Origin of the sequence: Pseudomonas quasicaspiana (genome assembly GCF_021147825.1) — a bacterium.
Classification (GTDB): Bacteria; Pseudomonadota; Gammaproteobacteria; order Pseudomonadales; family Pseudomonadaceae; genus Aquipseudomonas; species Aquipseudomonas quasicaspiana.
Genome location: NZ_JAGTPI010000001.1, coordinates 74,469 through 91,666, shown reverse-complemented (window position 1 = coordinate 91,666; position 17,198 = coordinate 74,469). Strand labels below are relative to the sequence as shown.

The following is a 17,198-nucleotide window of genomic DNA, read 5'->3' as shown; positions in this document are numbered from 1 at the left end:
CGATGTCGTCTGCACTGGATAGTATTTGCATAATAAAAGCGTTGGAAATGCTTTTTTGGAATATTGATATTATTCGTTATCGGCATTCTATAAAGAAAAGATATGAAAGTAATTGATGAGGCTGCGGCGCGTATAACAGCGCTCTACCTAATACACCCGCGCATGGGCAGCAGCACCCTGATTGTAGATATTCGAGGTGGCACATAGCCATTCGTCGATAAAGATCAATAAAAATCGAAATTCAGCCGAAACATAATCAAGCCGCGCAACTTTTTACAGAATCCGCGAGTCGGAGCTGTAACCTGAATGATGTCTCATAGCCAGTATTTGAGTTAGCTTGTGAAATCATCGTTCGAAGTGCGCTTCAAGGGGCCAAAGAAGTCCCTGATTGTTTAGAGAAACGGATCGTTCTCACCCCCATCAAGAAAATATTGCCCATCAGGGCTGTGAGAATCTTCATGAACATCCTTGCACCTGCCGTGTACCTGTCCAGCCGTTTACGTTTTCCCGCAAAATTCGCTTTGCTTGCATTAATAGTCCTCATCCCCTTGTCGCTGCTGGGTGGCCGAATCGTCAGCCAGATCAATGCGAGCATCGATGGGGTGCATTCCGAACAAGTGGGCCAGCGCTATTTGATGGACGTCACCCCGGTACTTCGCCTATCGATGATGCAACGTGCGCTTACCAACCGCTTGCTGAGTGGCGATCCGACGGTCCAGGCTGATTTCTCGGCCAACCAGGCGAAGCTGCTGGATGCTTTTTCAAAGCTTGATTCCACTGACCGTCAATACAATATGGCGCTGGAAACCGGCGACCGCGTGCAACGTTTGCGCGCCGGGGCTCAGCGCCTCATCGATCAGGCCAGGCCGGGTGCCAACCCATGGAAGGCATTCGATGACTGGAATGATCAGCTTGTTCAGACGCTGAACTTCATCTATTTCGTCTCTGCCACTTCCGGCATGGTCCTGGATGAGGATTACGCTTCGCTGTTCATGATCGACCAGAGCACAATCAGGCTACCTCGCCAGATCAACGTAGTGGGACAACTACGGGGCTTGTCCAGCGGTCTGCGCAACGGGCAACCGTTGACTGACGGCACACGTTCTACGCTGCAGTCACTGCTGAAGCTTGAAGCGCAGATCCGCATAGAACTGCAACAGAGCCTCAATCTGTTGCGTCGCAAGGAACCCGCTCTGGCTGACCGGATTCAACTCCCTGTGACCAACGCATTGGTGAATCTGGACAGTTTCCGTAACGACCTTGATTCGCTGATCGCTTCGACCAGCGACACCATCAGTGGCGTGCAGGACCTGCCAGCAAAAGGCAACGCTGTAGTGGCCGATTTGTACAAGGCCCAGGACATGCTGCAGGATTCTCTGTCGGCTTTGCTGGATCAGCGTATCGAAGAGAAGTCAGGCGAAAGAATGCTGATTCTGGGCGCTTTGGCGTTCATGGGGCTGTTGCTGATCTACGCATTCAGCGGGATCTACAGTTCCATGCGCCGGGCAATCGATAGCGTGCTGAGTGCTACCCAACTGATTGCGCAAGGCGATCTCACGGCCCGCGCAAAAGTGCAGGGCAAAGATGAGATGGCGGACATTGGCAATGGCCTCAACCATATGGCACAGGCATTCAGCACATCGCTGACTCAGGTTGAACAAAGCTCACAATCCGTATCGGACGCAGCTCAACGCCTCGGATTGTCAATCGAGCGAGCAAGACACTCAATGACCTCCCAGCAGGGTGAGACCGAACAGGTTGCCACGGCCATCAATGAAATGACCGCGAGTGTTGCGGATGTTGCGCAGAATACCGAGGGCGCCGCACGTGCCGCCGAGCAAGCCAGCCAGGCGTCAAGCACAGGTCTTGCAGTCATGCGCGACACCCGACTGACCGTTGAAGAACTGGCCAGTGAAGTTGAAGTCAGCGCCGAGAAGGTCTCTGCGCTGGCCGTGCACAGCCAGGAAATCGGCGGCGTGATCGAGGTTATCCGCAACATCGCCGATCAAACCAACCTGTTGGCGCTGAATGCTGCCATCGAAGCTGCCCGTGCAGGGGAGCAGGGCCGTGGCTTCGCGGTGGTTGCTGATGAAGTTCGGACCCTGGCTTCACGCACGCAGAATTCGACAGAAGAAATCCGCCGGATTATCCAGGAGTTGCAACTGGCAACAACCGCGGCGGTGGAGCAAATGAAAGCCGGCAGGCACCGGGCGCAGGATTGTATTGCCTCTGCAGATCAGGCAGCGGCCAGCCTTGATGAAATCAACGAGGGTGTCGAGCGGATTGTCGGGATGAATACCCAGATCGCCAGTGCGGCTGTACAGCAGCATGCGGTATCTGAAGACATCAACCGTAACGTCACCGAAATTCGCAACGGGAGCGAAGCGCTCAGGGAAGAGATAGAAGATAACGCCGTCACTGCCAACGAGCTGTCGACGTTGGCAGGTGAGCTACGAATGGTGGTGTCACGTTTCAAGATGTAGAACGTGGCTGACAACACTCATCTCATGACGTGTGAACGGAGCGGTCGTCTTTACAGATCGCTCCGGTTATCAGGGTAGCAGCAGGCTGCATTGCGCTATCCAACCGAATTCTCTTTGCTGTTCCGGTGCCCCATGCTCAATACCCTCCTGGATCGCCCAAGTGCCAAGGATCCTCAAATTCTGATCGAGGTCGAGCAGACCATCGCGTCAGGGGTGCGTGCATTGCGCTTCAGTGACGATCTTGAGCAACGCTACGAGGCCGAAACACTGGAACAGCGGCGTCAATTCATCACCATCGTCGGCATTGGAGGAGGACTGGTTTACAACCTGTTCCTGATCAGCGACTGGCTGACACTGCGCGATGTATTTGCTTACGTAGCACTCGGCAGGCTGTGCCTGATCACGCCGATGTTTATCGTCTTCCTGTTGTGGATCCAGCGTCTGAAAAAGCGCTGGGCGCTGGAAGCCATTGCGGCGACTGGCACTGTCGTCGCCTCGCTGATGCCACTGATCGTGATGATCTATAGCGACAGTCCGTATCGGCTTCACTACCAGTTGGGAATGCTGCTGCTCATGGTCTATTGCACCATGATCCAGCAACTGCCATTGCGTTACGCCGCGCTGGCGATGAGCCTGATGCTGGTCATCCAGCTTGTAACGACCTACATGGCAGATATCGCTGATTTTCTGATCTGGCAAGCCAATGCGTTGTTGTTTGTTTCGACAGTGGCACTGCTGTTGATGGCATCGTATTTTCTTGAGCGTGGTAGCCGGATGAGCTATCTGTTCGCCTTGCAAGGACGTCTGTTGCAGGTGCAATTGATGGAAATGGCCCGCACTGATGCCCTGACTCAACTGTTCAATCGCCGGTATCAGGACGAAGTGCTGACCTCGGTCTGGGATCACGCGGCGCGCTCGCCCAAAAAAGTCGCGGTCATCCTCCTGGATATAGATCACTTCAAAATCTACAACGACAGTTATGGTCATCCGCAGGGCGATATCTGTTTGAAACTGTTGAGCGGCGCTATCCAGCAGATTGCTAAAAAAGAGGGGGCTTTGACGTTTCGTTTCGGTGGTGAAGAGATTCTGGTGTTGATGCTGAATGCCGATCTCGCCAAAGCCAGCGCGTTAGCGGAGAGGCTGCGAGCGGCAGTCGCTGCCCTCGATGTACCGCACCCGGCACTGGGCGAAGGTGCTCGAGTCTCCATCAGCCTGGGAGTCGCGGCCGCCGTCGCGCCTCACGTCAGCGCCGGAGCCTTGATCGGGGCCGCTGACGCCGCGCTTTATTCCGCCAAGCATGCCGGGCGTGACTGCCTTCGCTGTGCTTAGCTCGAATTACTTGATGCAGTGCCGTTTTGAGCGAACTCTGGCGACTCCATTTTGGCTCCTGACACAATCCCTGTGGGAGGTTATATGTTGGCCTGTAAACCTGTGAGAGCGAGGCTTGCCCACGATGCAGACGACTCGGTTTGTCAGCTAGACCGTGTCATCGTTCATCGCGAGCAAGCTCACTCCTACAGGTGATTACCTATATCTGTGAGCGGCGCCTGGGCCGAGCCGCATGCGGACGATAAAGGATAACGCGGTGTGTCTTCCAGCCGCGTCTCATTTATCGCGGGCAAGCCCGGCTCCCACAGGGATTTGCGATCCGCCTGAAACGGTATCTGTGAAAGACTTAATGTTCGCCTGCAAGCACTGATCCCGGTGGGAGCGAATTCATTCGCGAAGAGGCCGGTGCATACGCAGCATTCGTATCGCCTGAAAGATCGCTTTCCCGAATAAATTCGGTCCCACCAGTGCTAATGAGCCTGAGACCATAGCCAACCTGTTCGAATCGGACAAAGCGCTGCACTCAGGATTTAAGCCATGCAGTGAATGCAGTATTCAGGAAAACTTTTTCCCGAGAATAGCCTCGCGACTCGCCGCCAGAACTTCATCTGCCAATGGCGAGTCATCCGGACATGCCCGCGACAAGACGATAGCGCCCAGTGCTTGCGCCATTATGGCCAGTCGCCTGGCTCTTGCCTGAGCAGAGTCTTCATCCTCCGACTGCCCGGCGCCATCGCGCAACACGGCCAGCTGGGTTTCGATGCCCGCAGCGAACGTTGCGCGGACCTCTTCTTCCTTGCGGGCTGCATCTGCACACAACGCGGCCATGGTGCAACCCGTGGCGCGGTTGTCGCGGTGCTCGCGGGAAAGATAAAACTCCATGAACTCCTTCACTGACGTACTGGCTGTCAGCGTTGCCGACTGGCTGATGCCGCAAGCCGCTGCCTCCGCCATCAGATCTGCCTTCGAGCCGAAGTGCTTGTAGAAGCCTCCCTGAGTGAAGCCCGCTGCGGCCATCAGATCGGCAATGCCAACGCCGTCATAACCGCGCTCGCGAAAGAGGGCCGACGCGGTCTCAACGATATGTGCGCGATTTGCCTGCGCCTGTTGCTTGGTGACTTTCATCGCTCATCCAGCAGTTTTGTCCAACATGAGCTCAACACTATACATTGATGTCGTTCGACATCAAAATGTTGACATTTTAGATTGTGACCGTAATCATTGGCTCCGTTCTCACGCCAGAAGCCAAACAAAAATGCCCGGCAAAACGCTCGTTGCTTCCCAGAAAACCACATCGCCTCAGGCGCAGCTCAATCGAGACACGCTCTATGGCAGTTGTGCGGCGGATGCCTCGGCTAACCCCAGTATTGCCGGCTGAAACGCCTGTTTTCCAACCCTGTAAAACCCGATTATTTGAAGGACTTTTCCCATGACAAAGCCTGCAACTGTACTCATCACTGGCGCCTCCAGCGGCATCGGCGCCATCTATGCCAAACGCTTCGCCAGTCGCGGCCACGATCTGGTTCTGGTTGCGCGGGACAAGGCACGCCTTGATACGCTGGCCTTACAACTGCGTGAAGAAAACGGCGTTGCTGTTGAGGTACTTCAGGCAGATTTGACCCAGTCTGCAGACCTTACCGCGCTGGAAGCTCGTCTGCGCGAAGACACTCAAATCGGCATTCTCATCAACAACGCTGGCATGGCGCAGTCGGGCGGTTTCGTCCAGCAGGAAGCTGACGCTATTGAAAAGCTGATCACCTTGAACATCACCGCGCTGACCCGTCTGGCCGCCGCAGTCGCCCCGCGTTTTGCCCAGACGGGTACTGGCTCAATCGTTAATATCGGTTCGGTAGTGGGCTTGGCGCCGGAATTTGGTATGACGGTTTACGGCGCTACCAAGGCGTTCGTTCTGTTCCTGTCTCAAGGCCTGAATCTGGAATTGTCGCCGAGTGGCGTATACGTCCAGGCCGTACTGCCTGCGGCGACGCGTACCGAGATATGGGAGAGGGCGGGAATCGACGTTAATACCATCGCTGATGTGATGGACGTTGAAGAACTGGTCGACGCGGCGCTTGTCGGCTTTGATCGGCGCGAACTCGTCACCATCCCGCCGCTGCATGTCGCGGAGCGTTGGGATGCACTGGATGCCGCGCGCCAGGGATTGCTGTCGGATATCCGCCAGGCCAATGCCGCCGAGCGCTATCAGCCGAAAGCCTAATGGTTGTTGCGTGTTGACGCGAGCCGCGCCGGTGTCGTGACACCGCGCTGTTGCGAAGCAAACATTGGATCTGTCGGAGCGCACGAGCACCGCGAGGCCGCGATGGCGATGTATCAGACAGGACGCCATCGCTGCCTCGCGGTGCTCGTGAACTACACAAAATCATTCCAGACCTTCCCGGAATCAAGGCTCTATGAAAGCGCTGACCTTCAAACGCTACGGCAAATCCCCGGAAATTGGCTTTGCTGAGGTGCCACTTCCAGTCTTGAAGCCCAATGAACTCCTGGTCGAGGTGCATGCTGCCGGGATCAACCCCATCGACAACATGATCCCTACCGGTATTTTCAAGCCTGTTCTGAAGTTTCAACTGCCGGCCATTCTGGGCAGTGACCTGGCAGGCGTGGTGATTCAGGTAGGCAGCGGGGTGACTCGTTTCAAGGTCGGGGATGAGATCTATGCCAGCCTGTTCGACCTCGGTACCGGGTCAATTGCTGAGTGTGCGGTCGTACCGGAAAGCGCTGCCGCGCTGAAGCCTGCCAATCTGGACTTCGTTCAAGCGGCGTCCATTCCGATGGTAGGACTTACCTCGTGGCAAGCACTCAAAGAGCGCGGCGATCTTCAGCCGGGCCAGAAAGTGTTTATCCCGGGCGGGTCCGGAGGCATTGGCAGCTTCGCGATCCAGCTTGCGAAACACCTCGGCGCAAAGGTGACCACCAACACCAGTACGCCTAATGTGCAGAACGTCAGCAGCCTCGGCGCAGATGAAGTGATCGACTACAAGAAACAAGCGTTCGAGACCGTTCTGCATGACTACGACCTGGTGCTCGGTACGCTCAGAGGCGACGTGATCGCAAAGTCCGTTGATGTCCTCAAGCCTGGCGGCAGGATCGTTTCTCTGGTTGGCCCCTTGGATAAAGCGTTCGCCAGGGCTCGCGGATTGAATGCCTTCCTCGGTTTCGTCTTTGGATTGATGAGCCGCAAAATCATCCGGCTCGCGAAAAGCAAAGGCGTTGCCTATTCATTCCTCTTCGTTCGCCCCGACGGCGCCCAACTGGGCGAGATCGGTAAGCTGCTTGAGTCCGGGCATGTTCGACCGGTGATCGACAAGGTCTTTACGTTCGAGCAGGCAAAGCAAGCATTGGAATATCTAGCCACGGGGCGCGCCAAAGGCAAGGTCGTTGTGAAGATCAGATGAGCACCGGTCATTGGGTTGATTCCCACCCCGACCCTGGTTTTCGGTGATCAGACCTCTCCAAGGTTGACCCAGCGCTGTTCGCGAGCAGCGAGTCGAATCGCCGACGCCAGTCGCTCGACTTCCAGCGCTTGTCCGAAATCAGTGCCGAGCTGTCCCTGGCCGGCCAAGGCCATGATCAGCTCATGCACTTCCAGCGTTTTCAGCTCGTTGTAGCCCAATTGATGACCCGGCGCAGGGCTGAACGCTGCATATCCGGGCAGGTCCGGGCCCGCCAGTAAACGCTGAAAACCTGCCTGGCCCATTTGGCAAAGACGCAGCTCGTTCAAGCGCTCCTGATCAAACGACAACGTGCCGTTGGTGCCGCTTACTTCAAAACTCAAATGGTTTTTATAGCCGTGCTTGAGCCAGCTGCTGCTGAAGGTGCCGCGCGCGCCATTGGTGAAACGCAGCAGCGCATGGACCAGGTCGTCTACCGCGATTGTGCGCAGTTCCGGGCTACCGGCCGTGGCCGGGCGTTGGCGGTGCACGGTCTGGAGGTCGGCGCATACCGCTTCGATATCGCCGAGCAGATACCGCGCCATGCCCAGCAAATGGCTGCCCAGATCCGCTAGCGCACCTCCCGCGTGTGCAGCCTCACAGCGCCATGACCAGGGCGACGCAGGGTCGGCCATGAAGTCTTCGCTGAATTCGCCTTGAAAACTGATGATCTCACCGAGTTCACCGTTCTTGATCAGCTGTCTTGCCAACCCCATGACCGGGTTGTGCTGGTAGTTGTAGCCGACACGGGTGACCACGCCTGCATCCTTTGCCGCCTGGTGCATGGCAGTGGCCTGTTCCAGACTCACCGCCAGCGGTTTCTCGCAATAGACCGGCTTGCCAGCGGTAATCGCGGCCATGGCCATCGGATAGTGCAGGTGGTTGGGGGTGGTGATGGCGATCAGATTGACCGCAGGATCATCGATCAACTGTTGCCAGTCGCCATAGGCGCGTTCAAACCCCCAGGCCGTCGCGCACGATTGCGCGCGAGCGGGATTGGCATCGGCCAGGGCAGCGAGATGAAGCGTGAAAGGCAGTTCGAAAGCTGCACTGACGTTTCGAAAAGCCAACGCATGGGCACGCCCCATGAAGCCCGTGCCGATAAGCCCGATTCCGAGTTTACGCATGACTCACCCTTTTTGATTTTTATTTTCAGAGGGGTGATTTATAGAATAAATATTCTCTTATGACAATTAATGGAATAAAAATTTACGGAAGGCGGTCTTAGCCGGGAGGACAGCTTTTCTGGCGAAAGAAATCCAGTGAATCTCCCGACGTCCTCCCGCCTTAAGGCGGTCCTGCGAGGTTCGCCCTTGATCGCTCGGTCAGTCTTCAAACCCCAACTGCTCATGAATCTCATCGACCTTCAGTTCCAGCCGATACGCCACGGCAATAAACAGCGCCTGACACAAGCATAATGTTGCACTCAAAGACCGAAATGCGAACGAACTTCCTTCATTGACCAATAACACCGTACTGGCGCGCTTTGCCAGCGGCGACAGATTGCTGTCAGTGATAATCAGCGTCTTCGCTTGATGATGCTGGGCAATGCGCAAGCAATGCTGGGTTTCCTTGCCATACGGCGTGAAGCTGATGGCGATCACCAGATCATTGGCCCGCACGCTGCGCATCTGCTCGCGATAGCTGCCGCCCAGACCGGAGATCAGATGAATGCGCTTGTTGGTGTGCTGCAGGTTGTAGACCAGATAGTCGGCGACAGCGAAGGAGCGACGTACGCCGACTACGTAGATGTTGTCGGCATTGACCACCAGGTCTACCGCCTTGTCGAAGGCAGCATCGTCGAGTTCCATGCCCAGCCGTTCGATGCCAGACAGCGTTGCGTTGACGCATTCTCGTGCCAGGTCGCCGCCACTGGCTTTCTGCGATTTATTGACGATCATGCTGCGGATGCGTTGCTGATAGTTCTGTACCGGCGTGGTCTTGTGGGTGTACGCCTCGCGAAACAGCGCCTGCATTTCACTGAACCCACTGAACCCGAAGCGCTGGGAAAAGCGCACGATGGCTGAAGGGTGCACTTCGCATTCGCCAGCAATGTCGCTGATGCGGTCAACCATGATCCGGTCGCTCTGCTGACTCATGTAGCTGGCGATGCGTTTGAGCTGGCGCGGCAGACTTTCGTACTCATCGGTGATCATTTGCAACAGGCGTTCGGCATTGATCGGGGGGCTGGCGAGAACGTCTTCCTGAGTCGTCTCTGGCTTGGCCGGCTGATCGGTGCGGGGCATGGGCAATCCTTCTGCTTGTTATTTATTCTGGTGCGCTGATGGGTGGCGCAAGTCTACAGGGTAGGCGTAAAAAAATACCTTGGCATCACGTCGACCCTGACCGACAGACAGGGTGGGTCGGCACCAGGAGTATACGCGGGATGTATGGAATATAAATTCCATATAAAATAACTATGGAATAAATATTGATTGGTGCTTCTGAACGTTTTAGTCTGATTGCACCAAGAGCGTTTGCCGTCTCGATGGCGGTGCAACGCAGGCTTATAAAAATAACAGGAGCCAGCATGGGCCAGACTCGTTTTGCCAATGGGCGTCAGTTGGATTTGATTTGCCTCGGGCGCCTGGGCGTCGACCTCTATGCACAGCAGGTCGGTGCGCGACTTGAGGACGTGTCCAGTTTTGCCAAATACCTCGGTGGCTCTTCCGCCAATATCGCATTCGGCACGGCCAGGCTGGGGTTGAAGTCGGCAATGCTGAGCCGGGTAGGGGACGACCACATGGGTCGCTTCCTTCTGGAATCCCTGGCTCGCGAAGGCTGTGACGTCAGTGGCATCAAGGTTGATCCCGAACGCCTCACCGCCCTGGTACTGCTGGGCCTCAAGGACCGCGAAACCTTTCCTCTGGTGTTCTACCGTGAAAACTGCGCCGACATGGCGTTGCGCGCTGAAGACATCAGTGAAGCCTTCATCGCTTCCAGCAAAGCACTGTTGATTACCGGCACGCATTTCTCTACCGATGGCGTTTACAAAGCCAGCGTCCAGGCGTTGGATTACGCCGAGCGGCACAACGTCCGGCGTGTGCTGGACATTGACTATCGCCCCGTGTTGTGGGGATTGGCGGGCAAGGCGGATGGAGAAACCCGTTTTGTCGCCGACCAGACTGTCAGTCAGCATGTGCAGAAGATTCTGCCGCGTTTCGACCTGATCGTTGGCACTGAAGAAGAGTTTCTGATTGCCGGTGGCAGTGAGGATTTGCTGACCGCCTTGCGTACCGTGCGTGAAGTGACTTCGGCGACCCTGGTGGTCAAGCTGGGCCCGCAAGGCTGTACGGTGATTCATGGTGCTATCCCGGCACGGTTGCAGGACGGTGAAGTCTACCCCGGCGTGCGGGTTGAAGTGCTTAACGTGCTGGGTGCGGGCGATGCCTTTATGTCGGGCTTCCTCAGTGGCTGGTTAAACGATGCCAGCGACGAGCGTTGCTGCCAGCTGGCCAATGCCTGCGGTGGCCTGGTCGTTTCCCGTCACGCCTGTGCGCCCGCCATGCCGACCCCCGCTGAGCTGGAGTATCTGTTCAGCAGCCCGGTTCCGATCACTCGCCCGGATCAGGACCCGATCCTGCAACGCCTGCACCGGGTTACGGTGCCACGCAAGGCCTGGAAACAGCTGTTCGTGTTTGCCTTCGACCACCGCTGGCAGTTCGTGGACCTGGCGCATAAGGCCGGTCAGGATCCGGCGCGCCTTACCGCTATCAAGCAGCTGTTTATTCAGGCGGTGGAGCGGGTCGAGCAAAAATTGCACGCGCAGGGTGTCGAGGCTGATGTGGGCCTGCTTGCCGACCAGCGTTTCGGTCAGGATGCGCTCAATGCTGCCACTGGCCGCGGATGGTGGATCGCCCGTCCGGTGGAGATTCAGAACTCGCGTCCGTTGGGCTTTGAGCACGGGCGCTCGCTTGGCAGCAACCTGATCGCCTGGCCTCAGGAGCAGATCATCAAGTGTCTGGTGCAGTTTCATCCCGATGACGAACCTTTGTTGCGTCTGGAGCAGGAGGCGCAACTCAAGGCGGTGTACGAGGCTTCTCTGGTCAGCGGTCACGAATTGCTGCTGGAAGTTATTCCGCCCAAGGATCATCCGTCCACTTATCCCGATGTGCTTTATCGCAGCATCAAGCGCCTTTACAACCTGGGCATCTACCCGGCCTGGTGGAAGATCGAGGCACAGTCAGCCGAGGAATGGAAAAAGCTCGACGAACTGATTCAGGAGCGCGACGCGTATTGCCGCGGCGTTGTACTGCTGGGGCTTAACGCGTCGATCGAATCCCTTGCTGATGGCTTCAGGCAAGCCAGTCAGAGCACAACCTGCCGTGGTTTTGCTGTGGGTCGCACGATTTTTCAGGAGCCGAGCCGGGCGTGGATGGCGGGTGACATTGATGATGAAACCCTGATCCAGAAGGTGCAGGCCACCTTCGAACAGTTGATCAATGCCTGGCGCAGCGCGCGGGCCTGAGGCGGAATAAAGCAGATCTCATTGCTTTCTGATAACAATAAAAGGTGCAGCCATGCCCGCAATCCGAATTGGCATCAACCCGATCTCCTGGAGCAACGACGATCTGCCGGCTTTGGGCGGTGAAACGCCTTTGAGCACTGCCCTTGCAGAAGGCAAGGACATCGGCTACGAAGGTTTCGAACTCAACGGCAAATTTCCCAAAGACGCCAAGGGCGTTGGTGATGTGCTGCGGCCTTACGGCCTGGCTCTGGTCTCCGGCTGGTACTCCAGCCGTCTGGCGCGGCGCTCGGTCGCCGAAGAGGTCGATGCCATTGCCGGACACCTCGACCTGCTCAGGCAAAATGGCGCTTCGGTGCTGGTCTATGGCGAAGTCGCCGACTCTATCCAGGGTTCACCCATCCGCCTTATCGAACGACCACGCTTTCATAGTGAGCAGGCCTGGCAAGATTACGCTAACAAACTCACCGAACTGGCGCGCTTCACCTTGTCGCAAGGTGTGCGTCTTGCCTACCACCACCATATGGGCGCCTACGTCGAATCCCCTGAAGACATCGACCAGCTCATGCGCCGGACGGGCCCTGAAGTGGGCCTGCTGTTTGACTCGGGCCATTGCTACATGGGCGGTGGCGAGCCCATCGAAGTGCTGCGCAAACACATCGATCGTGTCTGTCATGTCCATTTCAAGGACGTGCGCAAACCAGTGGTGCAACTGGCTCGTAACCAGATGTGGAGCTTTCCTGACTGCATCGTCAACGGCACCTTCACGGTGCCCGGCGATGGCGATATCGACTTCGCGTCGTTGCTGGACGTACTGCTCGCAGCGAACTACGAGGGCTGGCTGGTGGTGGAAGCCGAGCAGGACCCGGCCGTGGCGCCCAGCTACATCTACGCCAAAAAGGGTTATGACACTTTGCGTGCACTTCTCAACGAGAGGGTTGGACAATGAGTCTGTTGGTCAAAAGCAACAAACATGGACAAACCATGGTCGCCCTGGAAGACGGCCGTCTGGATTACGTAGGTTTCGCTGCGTACCACCTGAGTCTGGGCGAAACCCTGCCGGTCAGTGCTGGCGACAAGGAGCTTTGCCTGGTGCTGCTCTGCGGTCGCGTGAACATCGAGGGTGAGTCCTTCAACTGGCAAAATCTGGGGGATCGTCAGTCGGTCTTTGACGACAAGTCGCCTTTTGCCGCTTACCTTCCGCCGGGCACAAGTGCTCAGGTGACTGCCTTGAGCGACGTGCAGATCGCCGTCTGCGCTGCGCCGGGTGCGCAGGGCTATGAGCCGCGGCTGATTCGACCCGAAGCCTGCAAGCGCAGCGTGCGCGGCAAAGGTGCCAACACTCGCTATGTGTGCGACATCCTGCCGGACATCGAGCCAGCGCATTCACTGCTGGTCGTAGAGGTGCGTACGCCGTCCGGGCATTCGTCGAGTTACCCGCCGCACAAGCACGACACTGATGACCTGCCGCACCAGAGCTTTCTTGAAGAAACCTATTACCACCAGATCAATCCGCCTCAGGGCTATGTGTTCCAGCGCGTCTACACCGATGACCGCAGCATCGACGAGGCAATGGCCGTGGAAAACAGCGATCTGGTAGTGGTGCCAAAGGGTTATCACCCGGTGAGCGTGCCGTATGGCTACGAGTCTTATTACCTGAATGTGATGGCCGGTCCCAAACGCGCCTGGCATTTCCATAATGACCCGCAGCACAGCTGGCTGCTCGATCTCTAACCTTTTCGACGGAGAACAAGAACAATGAGCAGCATCAAGGTAATCGGCCACTACATCAACGGACAGGTGCAGGACGGCGCAAGCGAGCGTTTCAGCGAGGTATTCAATCCGGCCACGGGCGAGGTCCAGGCGCGCGTGGGCCTGGCCAGCCAGAAGACCGTCGATGATGCCGTCGCCGCGGCCCTCAAGGCGTTTCCGGAATGGTCGGAGCAATCATCCCTGCGTCGTTCGCGGGTGCTGTTCAAGTTCAAGGAGCTGCTTGAACAGCACCATGACGAGTTGGCCGGGATCATCTGCCGCGAACACGGCAAAGTCTTTTCCGACGCCAAAGGTGAGGTGACTCGTGGTATCGAGATCGTCGAGTACGCCTGCGGTGCGCCCAATCTATTGACCACCCGTTTCAGCGACAACATCGGCGGGGGTATCGACAACTGGAGCGTGCGCCAGCCCTTGGGCGTATGTGCCGGCATCACGCCGTTCAATTTTCCGGTGATGGTGCCGCTGTGGATGATCCCGATGGCTCTGGCCACCGGTAACTGTTTCATCCTCAAACCGTCCGAGCGCGATCCTTCCGCCAGTTTGCTGATGGCGCGCCTGCTCACCGAGGCCGGACTGCCCGAGGGCGTATTCAACGTGGTGCAAGGCGATAAAAGTGCGGTCGACGGTTTGCTGCAGCATCCGGACGTCGAAGCGATTTCCTTTGTCGGCTCAACGCCGATTGCCGAGTACATCTATCAGCAGGCGACCCAACGCGGCAAGCGCGTGCAGGCCTTGGGCGGTGCGAAGAACCACATGATCGTGATGCCCGACGCTGATCTCGATCAGGCGGCAGACGCGTTGATTGGCGCAGCCTACGGCTCGGCAGGTGAGCGCTGTATGGCGATCTCGATTGCCGTTGTGGTTGGCGATGTCGGTGACAAGCTGATCGACAAATTGCTGCCGCGCATCGACCGGCTGAAGGTCGGCAACGGCATGAACAGCGACAGCGATATGGGGCCCTTGGTCACAGGGGAGCACAAGGCCAGAGTCGAGGGTTTTATCGATCAGGGTGTGGCCCAGGGCGCCAGACTGGTTGTCGACGGGCGTGGCTTCAAGGTGCCGGGCGCCGAGGGCGGGTTCTTCGTGGGGGCGACGCTGTTCGATAACGTCACCCCGGAAATGAGCATCTATCAGCAAGAAATTTTCGGACCGGTACTGGGCATTGTGCGCGTGGCAGATTTCGCCAGCGCAGTGGCCTTGATCAACGCCCATGAATTCGGCAATGGCGTGTCCTGCTTCACCAGCGATGGCGGCATTGCCCGAGCCTTTGCCCGCAGCATCAAGGTGGGCATGGTCGGCATCAACGTGCCGATCCCGGTGCCCATGGCCTGGCATTCCTTCGGTGGCTGGAAACGCTCGTTGTTTGGCGATCATCACGCCTATGGGGAAGAGGGCATTCGCTTCTACAGCCGTTACAAAAGCGTGATGCAACGCTGGCCTGACAGTATTGCCAAGGGCCCTGAGTTCAGCATGCCGACTGCCAAGTGACATTTCCCAGTGGCGTTTAACAAATAGTGGCGCATAACAAATAGTGGAGCACAACAATAATGCAAACGTCTCTACGTTTTGCCCTTGACCGGAGGGACGCGCTCAAGCGTTCCCCGGTGGATATTCAGCAGGCATCGGGCGCCTGCTGCGTCCTCCAGAAAAACCAATAAGGGGGCGCGACATGACTACAACGAGACTGACCATGGCTCAGGCCCTGGTGAAGTTCCTGGATAACCAATACATCGAAGTCGATGGTGTGCAGAGCAAGTTTGTCGCCGGAGTCTTCACGATTTTCGGCCACGGCAATGTGCTCGGCCTCGGCCAGGCCCTTGAGCAGTACAGCGGCGATCTGGTGGTGCATCAGGGGCGCAATGAGCAGGGCATGGCCCATGCCGCCATCGGCTTTGCCAAACAACACCTGCGGCGCAAGATCTACGCGTGTACCTCGTCGGTAGGCCCGGGCGCGGCCAATATGCTCACCGCTGCCGCAACTGCCACGGCCAACCGTATTCCGCTGCTGCTGTTGCCCGGCGATGTGTATGCGAGTCGACAGCCTGATCCGGTGTTGCAGCAGATCGAGCAGTTTCATGACCTGAGCATCAGCACCAACGACGCTTTCCGTTCTGTGAGCAAATACTGGGACCGCATCAACCGCCCAGAACAGTTGATGACAGCGGCAATCCACGCCATGCGTGTACTGACCGATCCGGCAGAAACCGGCACTGTCACCCTGGCTCTGCCGCAGGACGTACAGGCCGAAGCCTGGGACTATCCCGATTACTTCCTGCAGAAACGCGTGCATCGTCTGGATCGTCGGCCACCGACTGAAGCGATGATAGGGGATGCTCTGGCCGCCTTCCGCGGTAAACGCAGTCCGCTGATCATCTGTGGTGGCGGGGTGAAGTACTCCGGCGCGAATGCTGCACTTCAGGCATTTGCGGAGCGTTTCGATATCCCGTTTGCCGAAACCCAGGCCGGGAAAAGTGCAGTGCTTTCCAGCCACCCGCTGAATCTTGGCGGTATCGGCGAAACCGGTTGCCTTGCCGCAAACCTTTTGGCGCCGCAGGCGGACCTGATCATCGGCATCGGCACGCGTTATACCGACTTCACCACATCGTCGAAGTCGCTGTTCAAGCACCCGGATGTGCAGTTTCTCAATATCAATATCAACCCTTGCGACGCGTTGAAACTGGACGGCGTGCAAGTGCTGTCCGACGCACACCTCGCGCTTGAGGCGTTGACTGACCTATTGGGTGATTACCGTTCCGGCTGGGGTGAGCAGATCAGCACTGCCAAGGCGCAGCTGGAGGCAGAAGTGGACCGCGTTTATGAGGTTCGCTACCAGGGCGACAACTTCGTGCCAGAGGTTGATGACCGTCTTGATCGTGCGGTATTGCGCGAATTCATCGAGTTGACTGGCTCGTGCCTGACCCAGAGCCAGGTGCTCGGCGTGTTGAATGAAACGCTGGCCGACGACGCGATCATCGTCGCTGCGGCCGGCAGCCTGCCGGGTGATCTGCAGCGCGCGTGGCGCAGCAAGGGCGTCAACACCTACCACGTCGAGTATGGCTATTCGTGCATGGGCTATGAGATCAACGCCGCCCTTGGCGTGAAACTCGCCGACCCCACCAAAGAGGTCTACGCCCTGGTCGGTGACGGCTCTTACATGATGCTGCATTCAGAACTGGTCACCTCGATTCAGGAGCGGCGCAAGATCAACGTTGTGCTGCTCGACAACATGGCTTTCGGGTGCATCAACAACCTGCAGATCGGCAATGGCATGGACAGTTTTGGCACCGAATTCCGCTACCGCGACCCTGAGAGCGGCAAGCTAGATGGCGGCCTGGTGCCAGTGGATTTCGCCATGAGCGCGCAGGCCTATGGCTGCAAGACCTACAAGGTCAGCACCGTCGAGCAACTGCAGGCCTCTTTGGCCGATGCGCGTACTCAAACCGTCTCGACCCTGATTGATATCAAGGTACTGCCCAAGACCATGATCCACGGCTACCTGTCGTGGTGGCGGGTGGGTGTGGCGCAGGAGTCCACCAGCGAACGCACCAATGCCGCAGCGAAAAAAGTTAATGAGCAGTTGGCCAAGGCCCGACAGTACTAAAAGCAAGAGTCGCCGCGGCGTTCCCGGCACCACGCTGTCGCGCTGCAAACGGGGACTTGTAGGAGCGCGCTTGGTTTGGTCCGCATTGAGACGATGCG

The 17,198-nt window shown here is 57.4% G+C and carries 12 protein-coding genes; 9 read left to right on the top strand and 3 right to left on the bottom strand.

The annotated features are described in order from the left end of the window. The first annotated feature begins 458 nt into the window (after nucleotides 1-458). A complete protein-coding gene (locus tag KDX30_RS00435) occupies nucleotides 459-2,483 on the top strand; it encodes a methyl-accepting chemotaxis protein (RefSeq protein ID WP_231674640.1) in 2,025 nt (674 codons plus the stop codon). Nucleotides 2,484-2,615: 132 nt separating this feature from the next. Beyond that, nucleotides 2,616-3,812: a GGDEF domain-containing protein gene (locus tag KDX30_RS00430; protein WP_027899671.1), complete on the top strand. Its 1,197-nt coding sequence runs from the start codon at nucleotides 2,616-2,618 to the stop codon at nucleotides 3,810-3,812. Between the two features lie 555 nt (nucleotides 3,813-4,367). On the opposite strand, the gene KDX30_RS00425 is transcribed toward KDX30_RS00430, so the two are convergent. After that, nucleotides 4,368-4,937 (bottom strand): TetR/AcrR family transcriptional regulator, encoded by a 570-nt coding sequence (locus KDX30_RS00425; RefSeq protein ID WP_231674639.1) that lies wholly within the window; start codon nucleotides 4,935-4,937, stop codon nucleotides 4,368-4,370. A gap of 304 nt (nucleotides 4,938-5,241) precedes the next feature. Between KDX30_RS00425 and KDX30_RS00420 the strand changes: the two genes are divergently transcribed. Continuing rightward, on the top strand, nucleotides 5,242-6,030 hold the full coding sequence (locus tag KDX30_RS00420; protein ID WP_231674638.1) for an SDR family NAD(P)-dependent oxidoreductase: 789 nt from the start codon (nucleotides 5,242-5,244) through the stop codon (nucleotides 6,028-6,030). A gap of 193 nt (nucleotides 6,031-6,223) precedes the next feature. Further along, nucleotides 6,224-7,225, top strand: a complete 1,002-nt coding sequence (locus KDX30_RS00415; protein ID WP_231674637.1) for an NADP-dependent oxidoreductase — start codon at nucleotides 6,224-6,226, stop codon at nucleotides 7,223-7,225. Between the two features lie 47 nt (nucleotides 7,226-7,272). Here KDX30_RS00415 and KDX30_RS00410 read toward each other — a convergent pair whose 3' ends face one another. Both KDX30_RS00410 and KDX30_RS00405 read right to left on the bottom strand, forming a co-directional pair. Further along, complete coding sequence (locus tag KDX30_RS00410) at nucleotides 7,273-8,388, bottom strand: Gfo/Idh/MocA family protein (protein ID WP_231674636.1); 1,116 nt, start codon at nucleotides 8,386-8,388, stop codon at nucleotides 7,273-7,275. Between the two features lie 198 nt (nucleotides 8,389-8,586). Then, nucleotides 8,587-9,507: a MurR/RpiR family transcriptional regulator gene (locus tag KDX30_RS00405; RefSeq protein WP_231666559.1), complete on the bottom strand. Its 921-nt coding sequence runs from the start codon at nucleotides 9,505-9,507 to the stop codon at nucleotides 8,587-8,589. A 284-nt stretch (nucleotides 9,508-9,791) separates the two neighbouring features. Between KDX30_RS00405 and KDX30_RS00400 the strand changes: the two genes are divergently transcribed. The 5 genes from KDX30_RS00400 to iolD all read left to right on the top strand — a co-directional run bounded on the left by KDX30_RS00400 (nucleotide 9,792) and on the right by iolD (nucleotide 17,100). Beyond that, complete coding sequence (locus KDX30_RS00400; protein WP_231674635.1) at nucleotides 9,792-11,729, top strand: bifunctional 5-dehydro-2-deoxygluconokinase/5-dehydro-2-deoxyphosphogluconate aldolase; 1,938 nt, start codon at nucleotides 9,792-9,794, stop codon at nucleotides 11,727-11,729. A 52-nt stretch (nucleotides 11,730-11,781) separates the two neighbouring features. Then, the gene (gene iolE, locus KDX30_RS00395) at nucleotides 11,782-12,675 is read left to right on the top strand and encodes a myo-inosose-2 dehydratase (protein WP_231674634.1); all 894 of its coding nucleotides are present in this window, start codon (nucleotides 11,782-11,784) and stop codon (nucleotides 12,673-12,675) included. Next, nucleotides 12,672-13,460, top strand: a complete 789-nt coding sequence (iolB, locus tag KDX30_RS00390) for a 5-deoxy-glucuronate isomerase (RefSeq protein WP_231674633.1) — start codon at nucleotides 12,672-12,674, stop codon at nucleotides 13,458-13,460. Before iolE ends, iolB begins: the two co-directional genes overlap by 4 nt. Before the next feature lie 24 nt (nucleotides 13,461-13,484). Beyond that, the gene (locus KDX30_RS00385; protein ID WP_231674632.1) at nucleotides 13,485-14,987 is read left to right on the top strand and encodes a CoA-acylating methylmalonate-semialdehyde dehydrogenase; all 1,503 of its coding nucleotides are present in this window, start codon (nucleotides 13,485-13,487) and stop codon (nucleotides 14,985-14,987) included. A gap of 181 nt (nucleotides 14,988-15,168) precedes the next feature. Further along, the gene (iolD, locus tag KDX30_RS00380; protein WP_231674631.1) at nucleotides 15,169-17,100 is read left to right on the top strand and encodes a 3D-(3,5/4)-trihydroxycyclohexane-1,2-dione acylhydrolase (decyclizing); all 1,932 of its coding nucleotides are present in this window, start codon (nucleotides 15,169-15,171) and stop codon (nucleotides 17,098-17,100) included. Nucleotides 17,101-17,198: the final 98 nt, after the last annotated feature.

Excerpts from the sequence above, each read along its gene's own strand:
- iolE (WP_231674634.1), top strand. The coding sequence starts at position 11,782 with ATGCCCGCAATCCGAATTGGCATCAACCCGATCTCCTGGAGCAACGAC.
- KDX30_RS00405 (WP_231666559.1), bottom strand. The coding sequence starts at position 9,507 with ATGCCCCGCACCGATCAGCCGGCCAAGCCAGAGACGACTCAGGAAGAC.
- KDX30_RS00435 (WP_231674640.1), top strand. The coding sequence starts at position 459 with ATGAACATCCTTGCACCTGCCGTGTACCTGTCCAGCCGTTTACGTTTT.
- iolD (WP_231674631.1), top strand. The coding sequence starts at position 15,169 with ATGACTACAACGAGACTGACCATGGCTCAGGCCCTGGTGAAGTTCCTG.
- KDX30_RS00420 (WP_231674638.1), top strand. The coding sequence starts at position 5,242 with ATGACAAAGCCTGCAACTGTACTCATCACTGGCGCCTCCAGCGGCATC.
- KDX30_RS00430 (WP_027899671.1), top strand. The coding sequence starts at position 2,616 with ATGCTCAATACCCTCCTGGATCGCCCAAGTGCCAAGGATCCTCAAATT.
- KDX30_RS00425 (WP_231674639.1), bottom strand. The coding sequence starts at position 4,937 with ATGAAAGTCACCAAGCAACAGGCGCAGGCAAATCGCGCACATATCGTT.
- KDX30_RS00415 (WP_231674637.1), top strand. The coding sequence starts at position 6,224 with ATGAAAGCGCTGACCTTCAAACGCTACGGCAAATCCCCGGAAATTGGC.
- iolB (WP_231674633.1), top strand. The coding sequence starts at position 12,672 with ATGAGTCTGTTGGTCAAAAGCAACAAACATGGACAAACCATGGTCGCC.
- KDX30_RS00385 (WP_231674632.1), top strand. The coding sequence starts at position 13,485 with ATGAGCAGCATCAAGGTAATCGGCCACTACATCAACGGACAGGTGCAG.
- KDX30_RS00410 (WP_231674636.1), bottom strand. The coding sequence starts at position 8,388 with ATGCGTAAACTCGGAATCGGGCTTATCGGCACGGGCTTCATGGGGCGT.
- KDX30_RS00400 (WP_231674635.1), top strand. The coding sequence starts at position 9,792 with ATGGGCCAGACTCGTTTTGCCAATGGGCGTCAGTTGGATTTGATTTGC.